At 72.5% G+C, this 17,104-nt stretch carries 10 protein-coding genes; 5 read left to right on the top strand and 5 right to left on the bottom strand.

The features are described 5' to 3' along the window. Window positions 1–433: 433 nt before the first annotated feature. The 3 genes from AOK11_RS07960 to AOK11_RS07950 all read right to left on the bottom strand — a co-directional run bounded on the left by AOK11_RS07960 (window position 434) and on the right by AOK11_RS07950 (window position 5,430). The gene (locus AOK11_RS07960) at window positions 434–1,615 is read right to left on the bottom strand and encodes a VWA domain-containing protein (RefSeq protein ID WP_055592936.1); all 1,182 of its coding nucleotides are present in this window, start codon (window positions 1,613–1,615) and stop codon (window positions 434–436) included. 127 nt (window positions 1,616–1,742) lie between these two features. After that, window positions 1,743–4,208: a DUF5682 family protein gene (locus AOK11_RS07955; protein ID WP_055592938.1), complete on the bottom strand. Its 2,466-nt coding sequence runs from the start codon at window positions 4,206–4,208 to the stop codon at window positions 1,743–1,745. Window positions 4,209–4,290: 82 nt separating this feature from the next. Next, the gene (locus AOK11_RS07950; RefSeq protein WP_055592935.1) at window positions 4,291–5,430 is read right to left on the bottom strand and encodes an ATP-binding protein; all 1,140 of its coding nucleotides are present in this window, start codon (window positions 5,428–5,430) and stop codon (window positions 4,291–4,293) included. Between the two features lie 133 nt (window positions 5,431–5,563). On the opposite strand from AOK11_RS07950, the gene AOK11_RS07945 reads away from it, so the two are divergent. Beyond that, window positions 5,564–6,922 carry an SWIM zinc finger family protein gene (locus AOK11_RS07945; RefSeq protein ID WP_055592934.1) on the top strand — a complete coding sequence of 453 codons (1,359 nt, stop codon included), beginning with the start codon at window positions 5,564–5,566 and terminating at the stop codon, window positions 6,920–6,922. A 103-nt stretch (window positions 6,923–7,025) separates the two neighbouring features. Beyond that, window positions 7,026–8,765: a DUF5691 domain-containing protein gene (locus AOK11_RS07940; RefSeq protein ID WP_240497256.1), complete on the top strand. Its 1,740-nt coding sequence runs from the start codon at window positions 7,026–7,028 to the stop codon at window positions 8,763–8,765. Window positions 8,766–8,904: 139 nt separating this feature from the next. Here the strand turns inward: AOK11_RS07940 and AOK11_RS07935 are convergent, their stop codons facing one another. Beyond that, the gene (locus AOK11_RS07935) at window positions 8,905–9,321 is read right to left on the bottom strand and encodes a coenzyme B12-dependent isobutyryl CoA mutase small subunit (protein WP_055592933.1); all 417 of its coding nucleotides are present in this window, start codon (window positions 9,319–9,321) and stop codon (window positions 8,905–8,907) included. 460 nt (window positions 9,322–9,781) lie between these two features. Between AOK11_RS07935 and AOK11_RS07930 the strand changes: the two genes are divergently transcribed. Then, complete coding sequence (locus AOK11_RS07930) at window positions 9,782–10,639, top strand: esterase/lipase family protein (RefSeq protein ID WP_055592932.1); 858 nt, start codon at window positions 9,782–9,784, stop codon at window positions 10,637–10,639. Window positions 10,640–10,836: 197 nt separating this feature from the next. Continuing rightward, a complete protein-coding gene (locus tag AOK11_RS07925) occupies window positions 10,837–12,654 on the top strand; it encodes a M23 family metallopeptidase (RefSeq protein WP_079034701.1) in 1,818 nt (605 codons plus the stop codon). 119 nt (window positions 12,655–12,773) lie between these two features. Here AOK11_RS07925 and pcrA read toward each other — a convergent pair whose 3' ends face one another. Further along, window positions 12,774–15,293 (bottom strand): DNA helicase PcrA, encoded by a 2,520-nt coding sequence (pcrA, locus tag AOK11_RS07920; protein ID WP_055592930.1) that lies wholly within the window; start codon window positions 15,291–15,293, stop codon window positions 12,774–12,776. Between the two features lie 481 nt (window positions 15,294–15,774). On the opposite strand from pcrA, the gene AOK11_RS07915 reads away from it, so the two are divergent. Further along, a complete protein-coding gene (locus tag AOK11_RS07915) occupies window positions 15,775–16,980 on the top strand; it encodes a C40 family peptidase (RefSeq protein WP_055592929.1) in 1,206 nt (401 codons plus the stop codon). Window positions 16,981–17,104: the final 124 nt, after the last annotated feature.

Below are 17,104 nucleotides of genomic sequence, written 5' to 3'. Positions count from 1 at the left end.
CACGGAACGTGCGGGGCGTGCAGGACGTGCAGGACATGCAGGACGTACGGGTAGTACGGGCGGAATCCGGCTGCGGGAAGATCCAGGGCTCGGGTGTCCGCGCGCAGAGGGGACCGGGTCGATCCGGCAGGCGGGCCCACGGCACCGTGAAGGATCCCGGACGGACACGGCCGGCCGAGGGAGCGCGGCCCGCTCGTGGCGGGTCTGCCCGGGCGGGAGGAACGGGGACGAACAGGAAGCGGGGGGGTGGCGCATGGTGACGCATGGGGCGTCCCCGTGACGCGGGGGCCGTGGTCGGCGGCGGTGCGGCTGCCCGTCGTGCCGTCCGGGTTCCCGCCCGGGGGCGCGGGGAGCGGGCTCTGACCGGTGTGCGGCGCGGGGGCGCCGTACCGCCCCTCCTCACTCCTCGTTCCTCACGCCTCCTCACGCCTCCTCACACGGGGTCCGGTACCGGCAGCGGCCGTTTCTCGATCGCCGCGGCCATCACCTCCGGGAACAGGTCGGGCGTACAGGCGAACGCCGGCGCGCCCAGTGCGGCAAGTGCGGCCGCGTGCTCCCGGTCGTAGGCGGGCGCCCCCTCGTCGGACAGCGCCAGCAGCGTCACGAACTGCACTCCGGACGCCTTCATCGCCGCGACCCGCTTGAGCATCTCGTCGCGGATGCCCCCTTCGTAGAGGTCGCTGACGAGTACGACCACCGTCTCCGCCGGCCGGGTGATCTGCGACTGGCAGTACGCCAGCGCCCGGTTGATGTCCGTACCCCCGCCGAGCTGGGTCCCGAAGATCACGTCGACGGGGTCGTCGAGCTGGTCCGTGAGGTCGACGACCGCCGTGTCGAACACGACGAGCCGCGTGTCGATCGACCGCATGGACGCGAGGACCGCCCCGAACACCGACGCGTACACGACGGATGCCGCCATCGACCCGGACTGGTCGATGCAGAGGACGACCTCCTTCTTCACCGACCGTGCGGCACGCCCGTAGCCGATGAGCCGCTCGGGCACGACCGTCCGGTACTCGGGGAGGTAGTGCTTGAGGTTGGCCGCGATGGTGCGGTTCCAGTCGATGTCGTGGTGGCGGGGCCGGTCGACACGGGCGCTCCGGTCGAGGGCCCCGGTGAGGGTGGCCCGGGTACGGGTGGCGAGCCGCTTCTCCAGTTCGTCGACGACCTTGCGGACGACGGCCCGTGCGGTCTCCCTCGTCGTCTCCGGCATCGCCTTGTTGAGCGACATCAGGGTGCCCACGAGGTGGACGTCGGCCTCGACCGCCTCCAGCATCTCCGGTTCCAGGAGGAGAGTGGCGAGCCCCAGCCGGTCGATGGCGTCGCGCTGCATGATCTGGACGACGGAGGACGGGAAGTAGGTCCGGATGTCCCCGAGCCAGCGCGCCACCGACGGCGCGGACGCCCCCAGCCCCGCCGAACGCTCCTGCCCCGCCTGCGGCCTGCTTCCCTTCTGCGGCCCGTCCTCCTTGCCGTAGAGCGCGGTGAGCGCTCCGTCCATGGCGGCGTCCTGCCCGGACAGACTGCATCCGGTGCCGTCCGCCGCGCCCCCGCCCAGCACCAGCCGCCACCGCCGCAGCCGCTCCTGCTCCGCGTCCGTCACCGCAGCCGACATGTATCCCCCCTCGTGCCGTGGTCCTTCGTGCCGTCGCCCCGTGTGCCGGGGGCTTCGTCCTGTGCTCGTGTGTCCTGTACCTGTGCGCGTGGGTTCTGCGGTGGTGCGCCTTGCTGCCGTGCGTCGGTCATCGCGCTGTCCCGACCAGGCCGGCGCGCGCGTCCCCGCCGTCGCCCTCACCGCTCCGGGTGTCCTCGTCCAGACCGAGCAGCAGCCGCACCACGGGCAGGACCGCGTCCGCGCGACCGGAGTCGAGGCCGGGCGCGAACCCGGGCGCCCCGAAACCGGTGGCCGCCGAGCCGTTCGGTGCCCCCGGTCCGCGCCGGACCAGCTCACCCAGCGTGCGCCGCACCCCGGACTCGTACGCCGAGAACGTCCGCCGCAGCAGGGGCAGTACATCCGTGAACGTCTCCGCCGGAACGCCCGTCAGCCATGCGTCGACCAGTCCGAGGAGCCGCTCGTCGTGGACGAGGAGCAGACCGCCGCCCGAGCCGCCGACGAAGCCCTCGATCCACGCCGCCGCGTCCGCCGGTGCCGTACCCGGTGACGACAGCACCAGCCCCATCTGCCGGGCCGCCTCGTTCTGCGCCAGCTCCCCGTCGTCCAGCAGCAGGCGAACGGACCGCCCCCGTATCACCCCGGGCACGGTGTCCCGCGTCGCCAGCGTGCGCAGCACCGCCGCCCAACGGGCACGCAGGTCCCCGTGGCCCGGTGCGGGCACGTCGCCGAGGAGGCCGACCGCCCCGTGCACCGCGTCGAGATGACGCCGCATCGCCTCGGCCGCGTCCGCGTCCAGTCCGGCACACGCCGGTGGCAGGCCGACCAGGATCCGCTCCGCCAGCCCGGCGGCGACCTCCGCGAGCGCCGCGGTGCCGGTGCCGCGCACATCGCCGTAGCGCAGCGAGCGGACCAGGGCCGGCAGGGCTTGGGCGAGATGGCCGACGTCCGAGTCGAGGGCCGCGCGGTCGGCGAGTATCCGCATCACCGTCGGCAGGGCCTCGGGCAGTGCGGCCAGGAGACAGCGTTCGGCGAGTTCGGTGACGTCGGCCAGACCCTGCGCGGCGACGGCGTCCGCCTCTGCCTTGGCGGTCGCGGCGGCACGTACGGTCGTCCCCCATATCCCGGCCTCGGCGACCCGCACGGACAGTTCCGGTTCCCAGTGCAGCCGCCAGGTCTCCCGGAAGGTCCCCGTGCTCCCGTACGAGGCCGTCGGCTGCCCCCAGTTCACGGCGAGCAGCCGCAGCCGGTGCAGCAGTCTGCTGCGCTCCCCGTCGGTCTCCTTGCGCAGGTCGAGTTCCAGCTCGCGCTCCGCGGCCTCGGGCTTCAGCCGCAGCCTGCGCTGGGTCCGTGCGAGGTCCCGCTGGAGGGGCACCGCGGGCGCCGCCGCCGGGACCTCCCCGAGCACGTCGCCGACGACCAGCCGGTCGTGCACCAGCGCCAGCGGCACGTCGGAGCCCTCGCACATCACCGCCCGTACCGCGTCGGTCGTCTCGCCCAGTCCGGGCAGGGGCCGGCCGCGCATCGCGGCGAGCGTGTCCGCCAGCCGTACCGCCTCGATGACATGGGCGGAGGACACGATCCGGTCCTCGGCCCGCAGCAGCCCCGCCACCTTGGTCATCCACCGCTCGACGGGCCGGTCCACCGCGCCGAACAGATGCCCGTACCAGCCGGGCGCGTCGATGCCCGCGCCGTATCCGCTGAAGCGGGACAGCCTGCGGTGCGTCCACGGCACCCAGGTCATGTCCGCCTTGACCTTCGGCAGCCCCTTCAGCAGTGCCCGGTCGGCGGCGACGGTGACCCTCCGCCGCAACGCGGGTACGTGCCAGGCACCGCAGACGACGGCCACGCCGCCCCCGAACTCGCGCTGTGCCTCCCGGATCCGGAGCCGCATGTACGCCTCGCGCACAAGGTCCCGTCCCGGCGCCACGGGAGAACCCGGGACAGGATCCGGGGCCGGATCCCGTCCCCCGCTCCCGTGTTCCTCCCGCAGCGCCGTCATGGCCTCCTCCAGGGCAGTGAACGGTGCGAGCGCGTCGTCCCTCTCCTCGCCCACTCCCCGGTGCTCGACGACGTCCTCCCACCACCGTTCGGCGTCGTCGTACCCGGCGGCCTCGGCCAGCGCCCCGAGCGGATCGATCCGTACCTCGCCGTCCGCCCCGGCGCCGGTCGCCCGCTCCCCGTCGTCGCCCTCGTCCGCCGTGCCTTCCTTGTTCACCCCGTCCGTCTCCCCTTCCCTGCCCCAGGCCAGGCTGTGGGTGGCCGGCAGGTCGATGAAGCGGGCCGGGACGCCGTGTTCGAGCGCCCAGCGGATCGCGACCCACTCGGGGGAGAACTCGGCGAGCGGCCAGAACGCCGAGCGGCCGGGCTCGTCCACGGCGTGGGCGAGCAGGGCGACCGGCGGACGCATGGCCTCGTCCGCGGCGAGCGGAATCAGATCGTTCGCCTCGGGCGGGCCCTCGATCAGGACGATTTCCGGCCCGGTCTCCTCCAAGGCGGCCCGCACCGCCCGCGCCGACCCCGGCCCGTGGTGGCGCACCCCGAGCAGCAGCGGTCCCGTTCCCCGGCCGCCGCCGGGCCGGTCCACGTCGCTCATACCGCCCATGCCGTCCCCGTCCCCCTCGAAGCCGCACCGGGCGGGCACATCGGCTCCCGACGTGTCCTCCTCCACCGGCCGTTCACGCGCCGGCCTCCCGGCAGGCCCGGTAGAAGTCCGTCCAGCCGTCGCGCTCGCGGACGACGGTCTCCAGGTACTCCTGCCAGATGACGCGGTCCGCCGCCGGGTCGCGGACGACCGCGCCGTGCATGCCGGCCGCGATGTCCCCGGCCCGCAGCACGCCGTCGCCGAAATGGGCTGCCAGCGCCAGCCCGTTGGTGACGACGGAGATCGCCTCGGCGGTGGACAGCGTGCCGCTGGGCGACTTCAGCTTCGTCCGGCCGTCGGTGGTGACCCCGTCGCGCAGCTCGCGGAAGACGGTGACGACCCGGCGGATCTCGTCGATGCCGTCGGGCGCGGCCGGCAGGTCGAGGGAGCGGCCGATCTGGTCCACGCGGCGCGAGACGATGTCGACCTCCGCCTCGGGGGTCTCCGGCAACGGCAGCACCACGGTGTTGAAACGGCGGCGCAGGGCGCTGGACAGGTCGTTGACCCCGCGGTCGCGGTCGTTGGCGGTGGCGATCAGATTGAAGCCGCGGACCGCCTGTACCTCCTGGCCCAGTTCGGGAATCGGCAGTGTCTTCTCCGACAGGATCGTGATGAGCGTGTCCTGCACATCGGCCGGGATACGGGTCAGTTCCTCGACGCGGACCGTCATCCCGTCCGCCATCGCCCGCATGACGGGGCTGGGTACGAGGGCGTCGCGGCTGGGCCCGTGGGCGAGCAGCCGGGCGTAGTTCCAGCCGTAGCGGATGGCCTCCTCCGGGGTGCCGGCGGTCCCCTGGACCAGCAGGGTGGAGTCGCCGCTGACCGCGGCGGCGAGGTGCTCGGACACCCAGGTCTTCGCGGTGCCGGGCACGCCGAGCAGGAGCAGCGCACGATCGGTGGCCAGGGTGGTGACGGCGACCTCGACGATGCGGCGCGGGCCCACGTACTTGGGTGTGATCACGGTGCCGTCCGCCAGCGTGCCGCCGAGCAGGTAGGTCGCGACGGCCCACGGGGACAACTTCCACCGGGCGGGCCGCGGACGGTCGTCCTGCACGGCCAGTGCGGCGAGTTCGGCGGCGAAGGCGTCCTCGGCGTGCGCCCGCAGGACCTCGGCCGCGGCCGCGGAGCCGTTCTGACGCGGGTCGACGGATGTCGGTTCAACGGAGACAGTCATGGCGGAGTCCCCCCTCCAGCTCAGCCGGTTCGGATCTGGCGACCACCCTGCACCAGGCCACTGACAATCGTTGTGACCTGGGAAAACGCAATCGCTGGGGTGATTGTCAGTGGCGGGATCTACCTTCGGTGTCATGACTGTGCAGGGGGTGCGCTGGACCGCGGACCAGGTGCTGGCCTTGGCGCCCGACACCGCGTCACGCAGGGCAGGAAGCAGACTCGGCGCGGCCGGTCCGTGGTCCGGGGCCGGCAGTTCGGGCGAGGGGGCGTTGTGGGGGCTGTGCAAGGGCAGCGGCAGCAAGCCGTACCGGACGGTGGTCGACCTCGCGGACGTCTCCGGGCCCGCGTACAAGTGCAGCTGCCCGAGTCGTAAGTTCCCGTGCAAGCACGCGCTCGGTCTGCTGCTGCTCTGGGCGGGTGAGGAGGGGGCGGTGCCGCGGGCGGAGGTGCCGGAGTGGGCCGGTCAGTGGATCGAGGGCAGACGCGGGCGCACGGAGCGGAAGAAGGCCACGGTCTCTCCCTCGGGTCCCTCGTCCGGGCCCGCCGATCCGGAGGCGGCCCGGCGCAGGGCGGAGCGGCGCGCCGAGCGGGTCACGGCGGGCGCGTCGGAGCTGGAACAACGGCTGGCGGACCTGCTCCGTGGCGGGCTGGCCGCGGCGGAGCAGTCCGGGTACGGCCTGTGGGAGGAGACGGCGGCCCGGATGGTCGACGCCCAGGCGCAGGGACTGGCCGCCAGGGTGCGCGAGTTGGGGGCGGTCCCGGGCACGGGCCCGGGATGGCCGTCCAGGTTGCTGGAGGAGTGCGCGCTGCTCCACCTCCTCGATCAGGGCTGGCTGCGTCGCGAGCGGCTGCCGGAGGGCCTGGCCGCGACGGTCCGCTCCCGCATCGGCCTGCCGGCCTCGGCGGACGGTCCGCCGGTGCGCGACCGCTGGCTGGTCCTCGCCCAGTACGACACGGCGGACGCGCGTCTGACGACCCGCCGGATCTGGCTGTACGGCACACAGGCGCGGCGCACCTCGCTGCTCCTCTCCTACGGCGCCGCGGGGCGTGCCCCCGAACCGGCGCTGCCGGTGGGGCTGGCCCTGGACGCGGAGCTGTCCGCCTATCCGGGCGCGGGGCAGGCCCGGGCGGCGCTGGGCGAGCAGTTCGCGCCGCCCGCCTCCACGGCCGAGCGGCCACCGGGAACGACGGCGACCCTGGCCACCGCCCGGTACGGCGACGCGCTGCGCGACGATCCCTGGCTGGATTCGGTGCCGGTGACCCTGGATCGGGTGATACCGGTCCCGGACGGCGACTCCTGGCAGCTCGCGGACGCGGACGAGGACGCGGCCCTGCCGCTCACCCCGGCCGCGCGTTCTCGACCCGGCCTGTGGCGTCTTGTCGCTCTCTCGGGCGGCGCACCGGTCAAGGTCTTCGGCGAGTGCGGTCACCGGGGGTTCACCCCGCTGGCGGCCTGGCCGGAGGGGCCCGGAGAGGTGGTGCCGCTGTGCTGAGCCGCCTCTCCGGGCCCCTCCCCGGCCGCTCCTCGGGCATCGCCGCACATCCGGTGCGCGAGACCCCTCGGCCGCTCGCGGACACCCGCCGGAAAGGAATCTCATGAACAGGACCGTCACCGCCGCGGCACCGTCCGGCCCGCACGGCACCGCTCCCTCCGGCCCGGCCTCGCACACCGCGGGCCCGGCGGGCGCCTCGGGCGTATCGAACGCGTCGGGCTCGTCGGGTTCATCGGGTTCGCCCCTCCCGGACGTCTGGGAGGACCTCGTGACCACCGCCCTGCTGGGAACGGATCGCCGCACTCCGGCGGGCTCCGCATCCGGTGCGAACGCCCCGGCGGCCCTGCTGGACGCAGCGGCCGTGGCGACCCTACGGCGGCGGGCCGGGATGCGCCCTGCCAGGGCGGCCGAGCACCCGCGGCCGGCGCCCGAGGACCCACGTCCCGAGCTGCCGCCCGCCGCCGCCCGCCGGCTGACGATGCTGCTCACCGACCGCTCCGGCGCCTCCGGCGGTGGCCGCCGGGGCGCGGCCCCGGACCTGCTGGAGCTGCTGCCCCAGTGGCTCGCGGCAGCGAACGCCCACGGTTTCGCGGCGCCCCCGCCGGCGCTGCCCGCCCTGCTCGACGCCGCGCGGGGGCGTACGGATCTACGGCCGGCGGTCCTGCGGTTCGCGGGACCGCGAGGCCTGTGGCTGGCCCGCCTCAACCCGGACTGGCGGTTCGCCCTGCGCTCGGCGCCGGGCGGTGGCACGTCGCTGCCGGGACCCGGGGACACGGAGAGAATCCTGCGGCTCTGGCAGGAGGGCCTCTTCGCCGAGCGGGTCGCCCTGCTCTCCTCGCTGCGCTCCCGCGAGCCCGCCGCCGCACGCGAACTGCTCGCGACGACCTGGGCGACGGAGCGGGCCGAGGACCGGCTGATGTTCCTCGACTCGCTGCGCACCCGCCTCGGCCCGGACGACGAGCCGTTCCTGGAGCAGTCGCTCGCCGACCGCAGCCGCAATGTGCGGGCGACGGCCGCCGAGTTGCTCTCGGCGTTGCCCGGCTCGGCCCTCGCGCACCGTATGGCGGTCCGGGCGAGGGCATGCGTGGCCGTGGACCACACGGGGGACGCACCCGTTCTCACGGTCGAGGCGCCGCACGAGTGCGACGCGGGCATGGAGCGGGACGGTGTGGTGGCCAAGGCTCCCGCAGGACGGGGTGAACGGTCCTGGTGGCTGGGGCAGTTGGTGGAGGCGGCACCTCTGGACACGTGGTCGCGCCGGCTCGGCGGGCGTACGCCGCAGCAGATCGTGGCCCTGCCGGTCGGGGACGACTGGCGGAGCGAGCTGCACGCGGCCTGGTGCCGCGCGGCGGTGCGCCAGCGGGACGCCGGGTGGGCACAGGCCCTGCTCGGCGAGCCCTCCGCCGCGGAGGCGGGTGGCCCGGGAGCGGTGTCCCTGGCCGAGCGCGCCAAGCTCCTCGGCACGCTGGCCGCCGCCGAACGGGCGGAGTGGGTGGCCGGGTTCATCGGGACACACGGACTGCCGGACGCGTTCCAACTGCTCGGCGTGTGTGCGGTGCCGTGGGCGCCGCCGCTCGGGCGGGCCGTGGTGGACGCGCTCGACATCGCACGGGACGCGGGGAATTACCCCTGGAGTTTCAGCGGTGTCATGGGCCTGGCCGAGCGTTGCCTCGATCCCCTGGAGGCGGGCCACCTCGATGCGCTCCTGGCCGTACCGGACGAGGCGGAGGACGCCTCACCGGGTGCCGGTGGCTACTGGTCGGAGGCGTTCCAGCGTTTGGTCACCACGCTGCGCCTGCGCGCCGCGATGCTGGCGGAACTGAATCCGGCCGCCCAGCCCTGACACGCTTCCCGGCACAACCCGCCGAACCCCGGACCCGGACCGCGCACCCCTCACAGGGCGGGAGCCTCGGGGGCCGACGGCAACGCGCCGAGGCGCGGTGCCGGGCCCCGCGAGCCCGGCCTGATCCGGACGGCAGGCCCTACGCCTCCGCGGGATGCCGTACGGTCGCGCGGACCCAGTCCACGATCGACGCGGTCGTCGCTCCCGGAGTGAAGATCGCCGCGACGCCCTTCTCCTTCAGCGGTGCGATGTCCGCCTCGGGGATGATCCCGCCGCCGAAGACCAGGATGTCCGCCGCGTCCCGCTCCTTGAGCAGGTCGATCACCGCCGCGAAGAGTGTGTTGTGCGCGCCGGAGAGGATGGACAGGCCGATCGCGTCGGCGTCCTCCTGGATCGCGGTGTCGACGACCTGCTCGGGGGTTTGGTGGAGCCCGGTGTAGATGACCTCCATACCGGCGTCGCGCAGGGCGCGCGCGATCACCTTGGCCCCGCGATCGTGGCCGTCGAGCCCCGGCTTGGCCACCACCACGCGGATCGGACCGGCTGCCACACCCATCACTGCCTCCATGAAGCGCCTCCATCCATCCGTACCGACACATACCGCACACATCAGTCGTCCGGTACCCCTCACGGGTACCGCACACTCCGCCGCCCACTGCGCCGGCCGCGCCACCGCGGTACGGGCACCCCCGCCCGAGCCGGCCGGGGAAGTGAACGAACGTTATCGCCAGCATCCCGCAACCGGCGGTTTCACGGTGCGGACCGAGGGGGAAATCACACGGAGGGACACGTTCACTGCGCACCGTTCCGGGGCCTCAGGACCCGAGCATCGCGCCCATGCGCCACACGGGCATCAGTGGGACCATGCGCATAAGGGATTTCGCGACGAGGCCGCCGTACACCGCGGCCGCACCGAGCGCCCGCCGCGCGCGGCGGCGACCGTTTTCGCCGCGAGGCCCCATGAGGGCACACGGGGGACAGAGCCGTCCCTCCGCGTGCCGACAGGAGGTCGGCCCATGAAGGTCACGGAGGCAGCACTTCCCTTTCTGCCGCTCTGCCGGCGCCTGGCACCGAACCGGCCGGCGGTTCTCTCCGCCGCCCTGTTGAAGGCCACCGCCCTGGAGCTCGCGATCCTCGCGGGCCACGCCCTCCTCTACCCCGTCGGCATGGCGCAGGAGCGGCGGGACACGATCCCCGAACCCCCCGTGCCGGAGGGCACCGCGAAGCTGCCGGCGGAGGCCAGGCCCCCGGTCGTGCTGCTGCACGGGTTCATCGACAACCGCTCGGTTTTCCTGCTGCTGCGCCGCAGCCTCGCCCAGCACGGCAGGCAGCGGATCGAGTCGCTCAACTACTCTCCGCTGACGTGCGACATCCGCGTGGCGGCCGAGCTGCTGGGCCGGCACATCGAGGAAGTGTGCGAGCGCACCGGCAGCAGCCGGGTCGATGTCGTCGGACACAGCCTCGGAGGGCTGATCGGGCGGTACTACGTGCAGTGCCTGGGCGGTGACAGCCGCGTACGGACCCTGGTGACGCTGGGCACCCCGCATTCCGGCACCCGCGTCGCGCCGCTGGCCAACGCGCACCCGATCGTGCGCCAGATGCGCCCCGGTTCACCCGTGATCGAGGAGCTCACCCGCCCCGCGCCCGGCTGCCGCACGCACTTCGTCGCCTTCTGGAGCGACCTCGACCACATCATGGACCCGCTGGAAGCGGCCCGCATCGAGCACCAGGACCTCATCGCGCAGAACGTGCAGGTGAGCGGCGTCGGCCACCTCGCCCTGCCCGTGCACCCCGCGGTGGCCTCCGGCATACGGCAGGCACTGGACACGGCGCACCCGGGGGAACCGACCACCGGTCGCGCGCGGACGGCCTGACGCGACCTTCCTCCACCCCTCGTTCCCGCCCGACACGCCCGACTCGTCCGTCCTTGGCAACCACGGCGACATCACGTGCCCACCCGAACAACGACAGCCCCACCCGGCCGACTTGAGGGCGTGAGCCCCAACAAATCTCGAACAGTTTTCGAACACAAAACCAAGAGCGTGCCTAACCGCCGCCAAAACGCAACCGAATGCCCGTTTCCTGCGCGCGTGAAACCTGCAGAAGATTGTCGCGCCCGCATACCGCCGGGTACAGTCGCCGCACTGCTCTGGCAGCCCCTGTTGTCGAGGCGAAAGAGAAGTTGGTGAACGACCGTCACCCGTCGGGGACCATGGCCCCGGCCCCGGCTTCCGACGCCTCATCGGCGCACTACGCGTCGTACGGCACCCCGGAAGCCCAGTACGGCGACTTCACCATGTACGGCGGCTACGACGCCAACGGCTTCGCCCTCACGGTCCCGGAAACCGGCGGCCACGCCACCACGGCCTTCTCCGCCGACCCCCTCTTCGCCGACCTTCCCGGCAACGGCCACGACCAGGGGGCGTACGCCACCGGAAACACCACCGGAACCTGGTCCACCGCAGGCCACGACACCGCGCACTACGACGCGTACGCGGCCGCCCAGCAGCAGGTCGGCTACGACACCGGCGGCTATGACGCGACCGCCTGGACCACCGGGCAACAGCAGGCACCGGAGGTGCCGCACCAGGCCGCGGCATCCGATGCGAGCGGCCAGTGGGACTCCGGCACGTGGCTTCGGCCCGACCAGGCCCAGAACGCCGCCGATCCGGCCCAGCAGTGGTACTGGGGCACCCAGACCTTCGACACCGGCGCCTATGACGCCGCGCAGTGGAACTCCGACGGCAGCGCGGTCGCCCCGGTCCCGGACGCCTACGCGGACCCCTACGAACACCAGGCCGTGCCCTTCGACCAGCAGGCCACGGCCACGTTCGAGCAGCATCCCGCCCCAGGCCTCGATCCACAGGCTCCCGACTCCTCCACCTTCGATTCCCAGGCCTCCGCGCAGGAATCCGGTGACTCCGACCGTGACTCCTACGGACAGGAGACCTACGGGCAGGAAGCTCACGGACAGGAGTCGCACGAGCCGGGCTCCTACGAGGACGTCCACGACGATCCGTACAGGCCCCCTCAGGACGCCTCGGGCGACACCGGTGAACTGCCCGCGATGACCACTCTGCTCGACGAGCAGGAGGAGTCGGTCCCGGTCTCCGTTCCCTCGCCGCGCGCGGCGTCGCGTGGCGGGTCCCGTTCCCGCCGCCGGTCGCCCGCCAAGCGCTCCGCGCTGCTCACGGTGGCCGTGCCCTCGGCGTGCGTCATGGGTGTCGCCGGTATCGCGGCGGCCTCGGTCGGCGACCTCACGGAAGAAAGCGGCGGTCAGGAGACCACCAAGGCCGCCGCGGACACGCAGCCGGTACAGCCCGCCGTGGCCAACAACCAGCTCGACGCCCAGCTCGAGAGCCTTTCCGCCGGGGCGGGCGACTTCGCCGACCGGGCCAGCCGCACCCAGGAACGCATCGACCTGAAGGCGCAGCAGGCGGCCGACCGCAAGGCGGCGGCCGAGGAGGCGGCCCGCCAGGAGCGGCTGCGTCCGAAGTTCGCGATCCCCGTGGCGCAGCACGGCCTCAGCGCCTACTACGGCCAGTCCGGCATCAACTGGATGTCCATGCACACCGGTATCGACTTCCCCGTCTCGTACGGCGCGACGGTGATGGCCGCGACCGACGGCACGGTCCGCACCCAGTACAACAGCGCCTACGGCAACATGGCGATCGTGACGGCGATGGACGGCACGGAGACCTGGTACTGCCACCTCTCCAGCTACCAGGTCCCCTCCGGCACGACGGTGAAGGCCGGCCAGCCGATCGCGTTCTCGGGCAACTCGGGCAACTCGACCGGCCCGCACCTCCACTTCGAGGTCCGCCCGGCCGGCGGGTCGGCGATCGACCCCTTGGCTTGGTTCCGCAGCCACGGCCTCGAGCCGTCGTAGAACCGTCCGGCCGTCGGTCCCGTCCCGGGACAGACGCCCGCCCCCGCCTCACCCCGTGCATCGCCCGGAGCCCTCGCCGCTCCGTGGCGGCGGGGGCTCCGGGCGTGCCGGACTCCCGGTCAGAGCTTCTCGACCGGCGCGTACCGCAGCAGCAGCCGCTTCGGCTTGGTGTCCCCGAAGTCGATCGTCGCCTCGGCGTTGCCGCCCGTGCCCTTCATCGCGACGACGGTGCCGAGCCCGAACTGGTCGTGCGTGACCCGGTCCCCGACCGTCAGTGACACCACCGGCTTCTCGGCGGCCCGGCGCGTGGCGAAGCCGGACGCGCCCGACGCCGACGAGCGGGACCGGGACGACGACAGCGAGGCCGCCACTCCGGACACCGGTCCGGAGGACACGGGCGCGGTCGCACCCGTCCGCTTCCACTCCAGATGGGTGGCCGGGATCTCCTCCAGGAAACGCGAAGGCGGGTTGTACGACGGCTGTCCCCAGGCGCTGCGCAGCGTGGACCGGGTGAGATACAGCCGCTCACGCGCGCGCGTGATGCCGACGTACGCCAGGCGCCGCTCCTCCTCCAGTTCCTTGGTCTCCCCCAGGGCGCGCATGTGCGGGAAGACGCCGTCCTCCATGCCGGTCAGGAAGACGACCGGGAACTCCAGGCCCTTGGCGGTGTGCAGGGTCATCAGGGTGATGACGCCGGAACCGTCCTCGTCCTCGTCGGGGATCTGGTCGGAGTCGGCGACCAGGGCGACCTGCTCCAGGAAGTCGGACAGGGTGCCCCCCGGGGCGGTAGCCCCTGATGTCACTGCGCCCTCGCCGCGCTCCTGCTCGAACTCCAGGGCGACGGCGGCGAGTTCCTGGAGGTTCTCGATCCGGGTCTCGTCCTGCGGGTCGGTGGACGCCTGCAACTCGGCGAGGTAACCCGTACGTTCCAGGACCGCCTCCAGGACGGTCGCCGGGCCCGCGCCGGACTCGACGATCGTACGGAGGTCCTCCATCAGCGTGTTGAACCGCTTGACCGCGTTCGTGGAGCGCGCGGCCATGCCGTACGCCTCGTCGACGCGCTTCAGAGCCTGGGAGAAACTGATCTTCTCCCGTTGGGAGAGGGCGTCGATCATGGCCTCCGCGCGGTCGCCGATGCCCCGCTTGGGGACATTGAGGATGCGGCGCAGCGGCACCGAGTCCTCGGGGTTGGCGAGCACCCGCAGGTAGGCCAGGACGTCCCGGACCTCCTTGCGCTCGTAGAAGCGGACACCGCCGACGACCTTGTAGGGCAGGCCCACCCGGATGAAGACCTCTTCGAAGACACGGGACTGGGCGTTGGTGCGGTAGAAGACGGCCACGTCTCCGGCCTTGGCCTTGCCCGCGTCCGTGAGGCGGTCTATCTCGTCGGAGACGAACTGGGCCTCGTCGTGCTCGGTGTCGGCGACGTATCCGGTGATCTGCGCGCCGGTGCCCGCGTTGGTCCACAGGTTCTTGGGGCGGCGGGACTCGTTGCGTTCGATGACGGCGTTGGCGGCGCTGAGGATCGTCTGCGTGGAGCGGTAGTTCTGCTCCAGCAGGATCGTCGTCGCGTTCGGGTAGTCCTCCTCGAACTGGAGGATGTTGCGGATGGTCGCCCCGCGGAAGGCGTAGATCGACTGGTCGGCGTCGCCCACCACGCACAGTTCGGCGGGCGGCAGGCAGTCCGCGCCCGGCGGTACGTCGGCGGGGTGCCCGGCGGAGTACTCGGCGGTGCCGACGAGTTCGCGCACAAGGGCGTACTGGGCGTGGTTGGTGTCCTGGTACTCGTCCACGAGGACGTGCCGGAACCGGCGGCGGTAGTGCTCGGCGACGTCCGGGAAGGCCCGGAGCAGGTTGACCGTGGTCATGATCAGGTCGTCGAAGTCGAGCGCGTTGGCCTCGCGCAGCCGCGACTGGTAGAGCGCGTAGGCCTGGGCGAGGGTCTTCTCGAAGCCGTCGCCCGCCTGTGCGGCGAAGTCCTCCTCGTCGATCAGCTCGTTCTTCAGGTTGCTGATCTTGGCGCTGAAGGACTTGGGCGGGAAGCGCTTCGGGTCGAGGTCCAGGTCGCGGCAGACCAGGGCCATCAGGCGCTTGGAGTCGGCGGCGTCGTAGATGGAGAACGACGACGTGAAGCCGAGCTTCTTGCTCTCGCGGCGCAGGATGCGCACACAGGCACTGTGGAACGTCATCACCCACATCGCGCCCGCGCGCGGGCCGACGAGCTGCTCGACGCGCTCCTTCATCTCGCCGGCGGCCTTGTTGGTGAAGGTGATCGCGAGGATCTGGCCCGGGTGGACGCTCCGCGCGGCAAGCAGGTACGCGATGCGGTGCGTGAGCACACGGGTCTTCCCGGAGCCGGCGCCGGCCACGATGAGCAGGGGGGAGCCGGAGTGCGCGACGGCGGCGCGCTGGTTGTCGTTCAGCCCTTCCAGGAGGGCCGCGGGGTCCAGCACCGGGCGCGGGGCGCCGTCGCGGTAGTGGGTGTCCCGGTCCGGTGGCACGTCGAACTTCCCGTCGAACAGATCGTCCGGAACCTGCTCCGGTACATGATCGTCCTCGGGTGGCGGCGGAGGTTCGTCCGCAGGGCCGCGCCGGGCCTGGAGGTCCGCCAGGAAGCTGTCGTCAAAGAGGCTGCTCATCGCCCTCCGAGTCTAGGACGCCTTACCGACAACCCGCGGCCACCCCGAGAACATCCCCGTATTCCGGCGATCACCACCGCCCCGCGTCCGGTGACCGGACGCGCGCCCACCCTCGAGGACCACACCCTCACCCTGGGTGACGTGACGAAGAAGGTCACGAAAATGTATCGGGCATATCACCCATCAACCTTCACACGAGGCACATGAGTTGGCTACGGTTCGGGCGGGCCGTGCGATCCCCACCGGCGAACCTCGCCGGACGAGCGGCCTCCGCCGAGTCCGTCGCTGCCGCTGCGGCAGCCGGAGCCGGGGACCCACCGGGAACCCGGGGTGAATCGGCCCGCTCCCTCCCCGGGGCGGCCGTAGGGCAGCCCTTCCGGCCTACCCGCTCGCACCCCTCCCGAATCCCCCTGGAGCCTGGACGGCCGGGAGCCCCTGCCGCTCCCCCGCGGCGGCGGAACGTTGGAAGGAGTCGCCTCCCTTGGCGTCGCACCGCAAGTCGCGCACCCCAGGTACGCGCGTGGCCGGCATACGGACCCCCGCTCTCGCCACGGCGGCCCTCACCTCCGTCGCCCTCCTCTCCCAGACGGCCGACGCCGCACCCTCGGACGACGACCGGCCGAGCCTGGAGGAGGTGGAGAAGAAGGTCGACGACCTGTACCGCCAGGCGGAGTCGGCGACCGAGAAGTACAACGCGGTCAAGGAGAAGACCACCAAGCAGCGCAAGCGCGTCGACACCCTCCTCGACGACGTGGCCAAGCGCACCCAGACGCTCAACGAGGCACGGGAGGAACTGGGTTTCTTCGCCGCCGCCCAGTACCGGACCGGTGCCGGCGTCCCCGACACGGCGACCTTCCTGCTCGCGGACTCCCCGCAGGACTTCTTCGACCGGGACCAGCTGATGGACCGGATGACCGGCCGCCAGAAGGCAGCGGTCGACGACTACGTCACCCAGCAGTCCGAGACGATGGAGAAGCGCAAGGAGGCCACCGAGAGCCTCACGACGCTCACCGAGTCGCAGGACGACCTGAAGACCGCCAAGGCCACGGTCCAGAAGAAGCTCAGCACCGCGCGGGAGCTGATGTCGAAGCTGACCGCCGAGGAGAAGGCGCGGCTCGCGGCGGCCGAGGAGAAGAAGCGGGAAGAGGCCGTCCGCAAGGCTGCCGAGCTCGCCCGGCAGCAGGCGGAGCAGCAGCAGGCGGAGGAGGAGGAGCGGCGACAGCAGCAGGCGGAGAGCGGCCCCTCCGGCACTTCCGACTCCTCCGGTTCCTCCAGTTCCTCCGGCTCCACGTCGACCACGCCGTCGACCTCGGCGGACTCCTCGTACGCGGCCAAGGCCGAGAAGGCGCTCGCCTTCGCCCGCGCGCAGATCGGCAAGCCCTACGTCTGGGGTGCCACCGGCCCCGACTCCTACGACTGCTCGGGCCTGACCCAGGGCGCGTGGAAGGCCGCCGGCGTCTCCCTCCCCCGCACCACGTACGACCAGGTCGAGGCCGGCACCACGGTCTCGGTGTCCCAGGCCCAGCCCGGTGACCTCGTCTTCTTCTACGACGACATCACTCATGTGGGCGTCTACATCGGCAACGGCATGATGATCCACGCGCCGAAGCCCGGTACCTACGTCCGCGAGGAGTCGATCTTCTACGACGGCGAGTCGTCGATCCACAGCGTGGTCCGTCCGGCCTGAGGGCGCCGGGCACGGCCGGGATACGGCCTGGTGCGGAGGTGGACACGGTGAGATGTGCTGCGGCCCGGTGCGGTGCCCTGCTCCATGTACCGACGCCACACGTGCGGTGACCGGCCGGTCACCG

Origin of the sequence: Streptomyces hirsutus (genome assembly GCF_001418415.1) — a bacterium.
Lineage (GTDB): Bacteria > Actinomycetota > Actinomycetes > Streptomycetales > Streptomycetaceae > Streptomyces > Streptomyces hirsutus.
The sequence above is the reverse complement of the archived record's forward strand: the minus strand, read 5'-3'. Positions and strand labels throughout refer to the sequence as shown.

Excerpts from the sequence above, each read along its gene's own strand:
- AOK11_RS07960 (WP_055592936.1), bottom strand. The coding sequence starts at position 1,615 with ATGTCGGCTGCGGTGACGGACGCGGAGCAGGAGCGGCTGCGGCGGTGG.
- AOK11_RS07955 (WP_055592938.1), bottom strand. The coding sequence starts at position 4,208 with ATGAGCGACGTGGACCGGCCCGGCGGCGGCCGGGGAACGGGACCGCTG.
- AOK11_RS07950 (WP_055592935.1), bottom strand. The coding sequence starts at position 5,430 with ATGACTGTCTCCGTTGAACCGACATCCGTCGACCCGCGTCAGAACGGC.
- AOK11_RS07945 (WP_055592934.1), top strand. The coding sequence starts at position 5,564 with ATGACTGTGCAGGGGGTGCGCTGGACCGCGGACCAGGTGCTGGCCTTG.
- AOK11_RS07940 (WP_240497256.1), top strand. The coding sequence starts at position 7,026 with ATGAACAGGACCGTCACCGCCGCGGCACCGTCCGGCCCGCACGGCACC.
- AOK11_RS07935 (WP_055592933.1), bottom strand. The coding sequence starts at position 9,321 with ATGGGTGTGGCAGCCGGTCCGATCCGCGTGGTGGTGGCCAAGCCGGGG.
- AOK11_RS07930 (WP_055592932.1), top strand. The coding sequence starts at position 9,782 with ATGAAGGTCACGGAGGCAGCACTTCCCTTTCTGCCGCTCTGCCGGCGC.
- AOK11_RS07925 (WP_079034701.1), top strand. The coding sequence starts at position 10,837 with ATGCCCGTTTCCTGCGCGCGTGAAACCTGCAGAAGATTGTCGCGCCCG.
- pcrA (WP_055592930.1), bottom strand. The coding sequence starts at position 15,293 with ATGAGCAGCCTCTTTGACGACAGCTTCCTGGCGGACCTCCAGGCCCGG.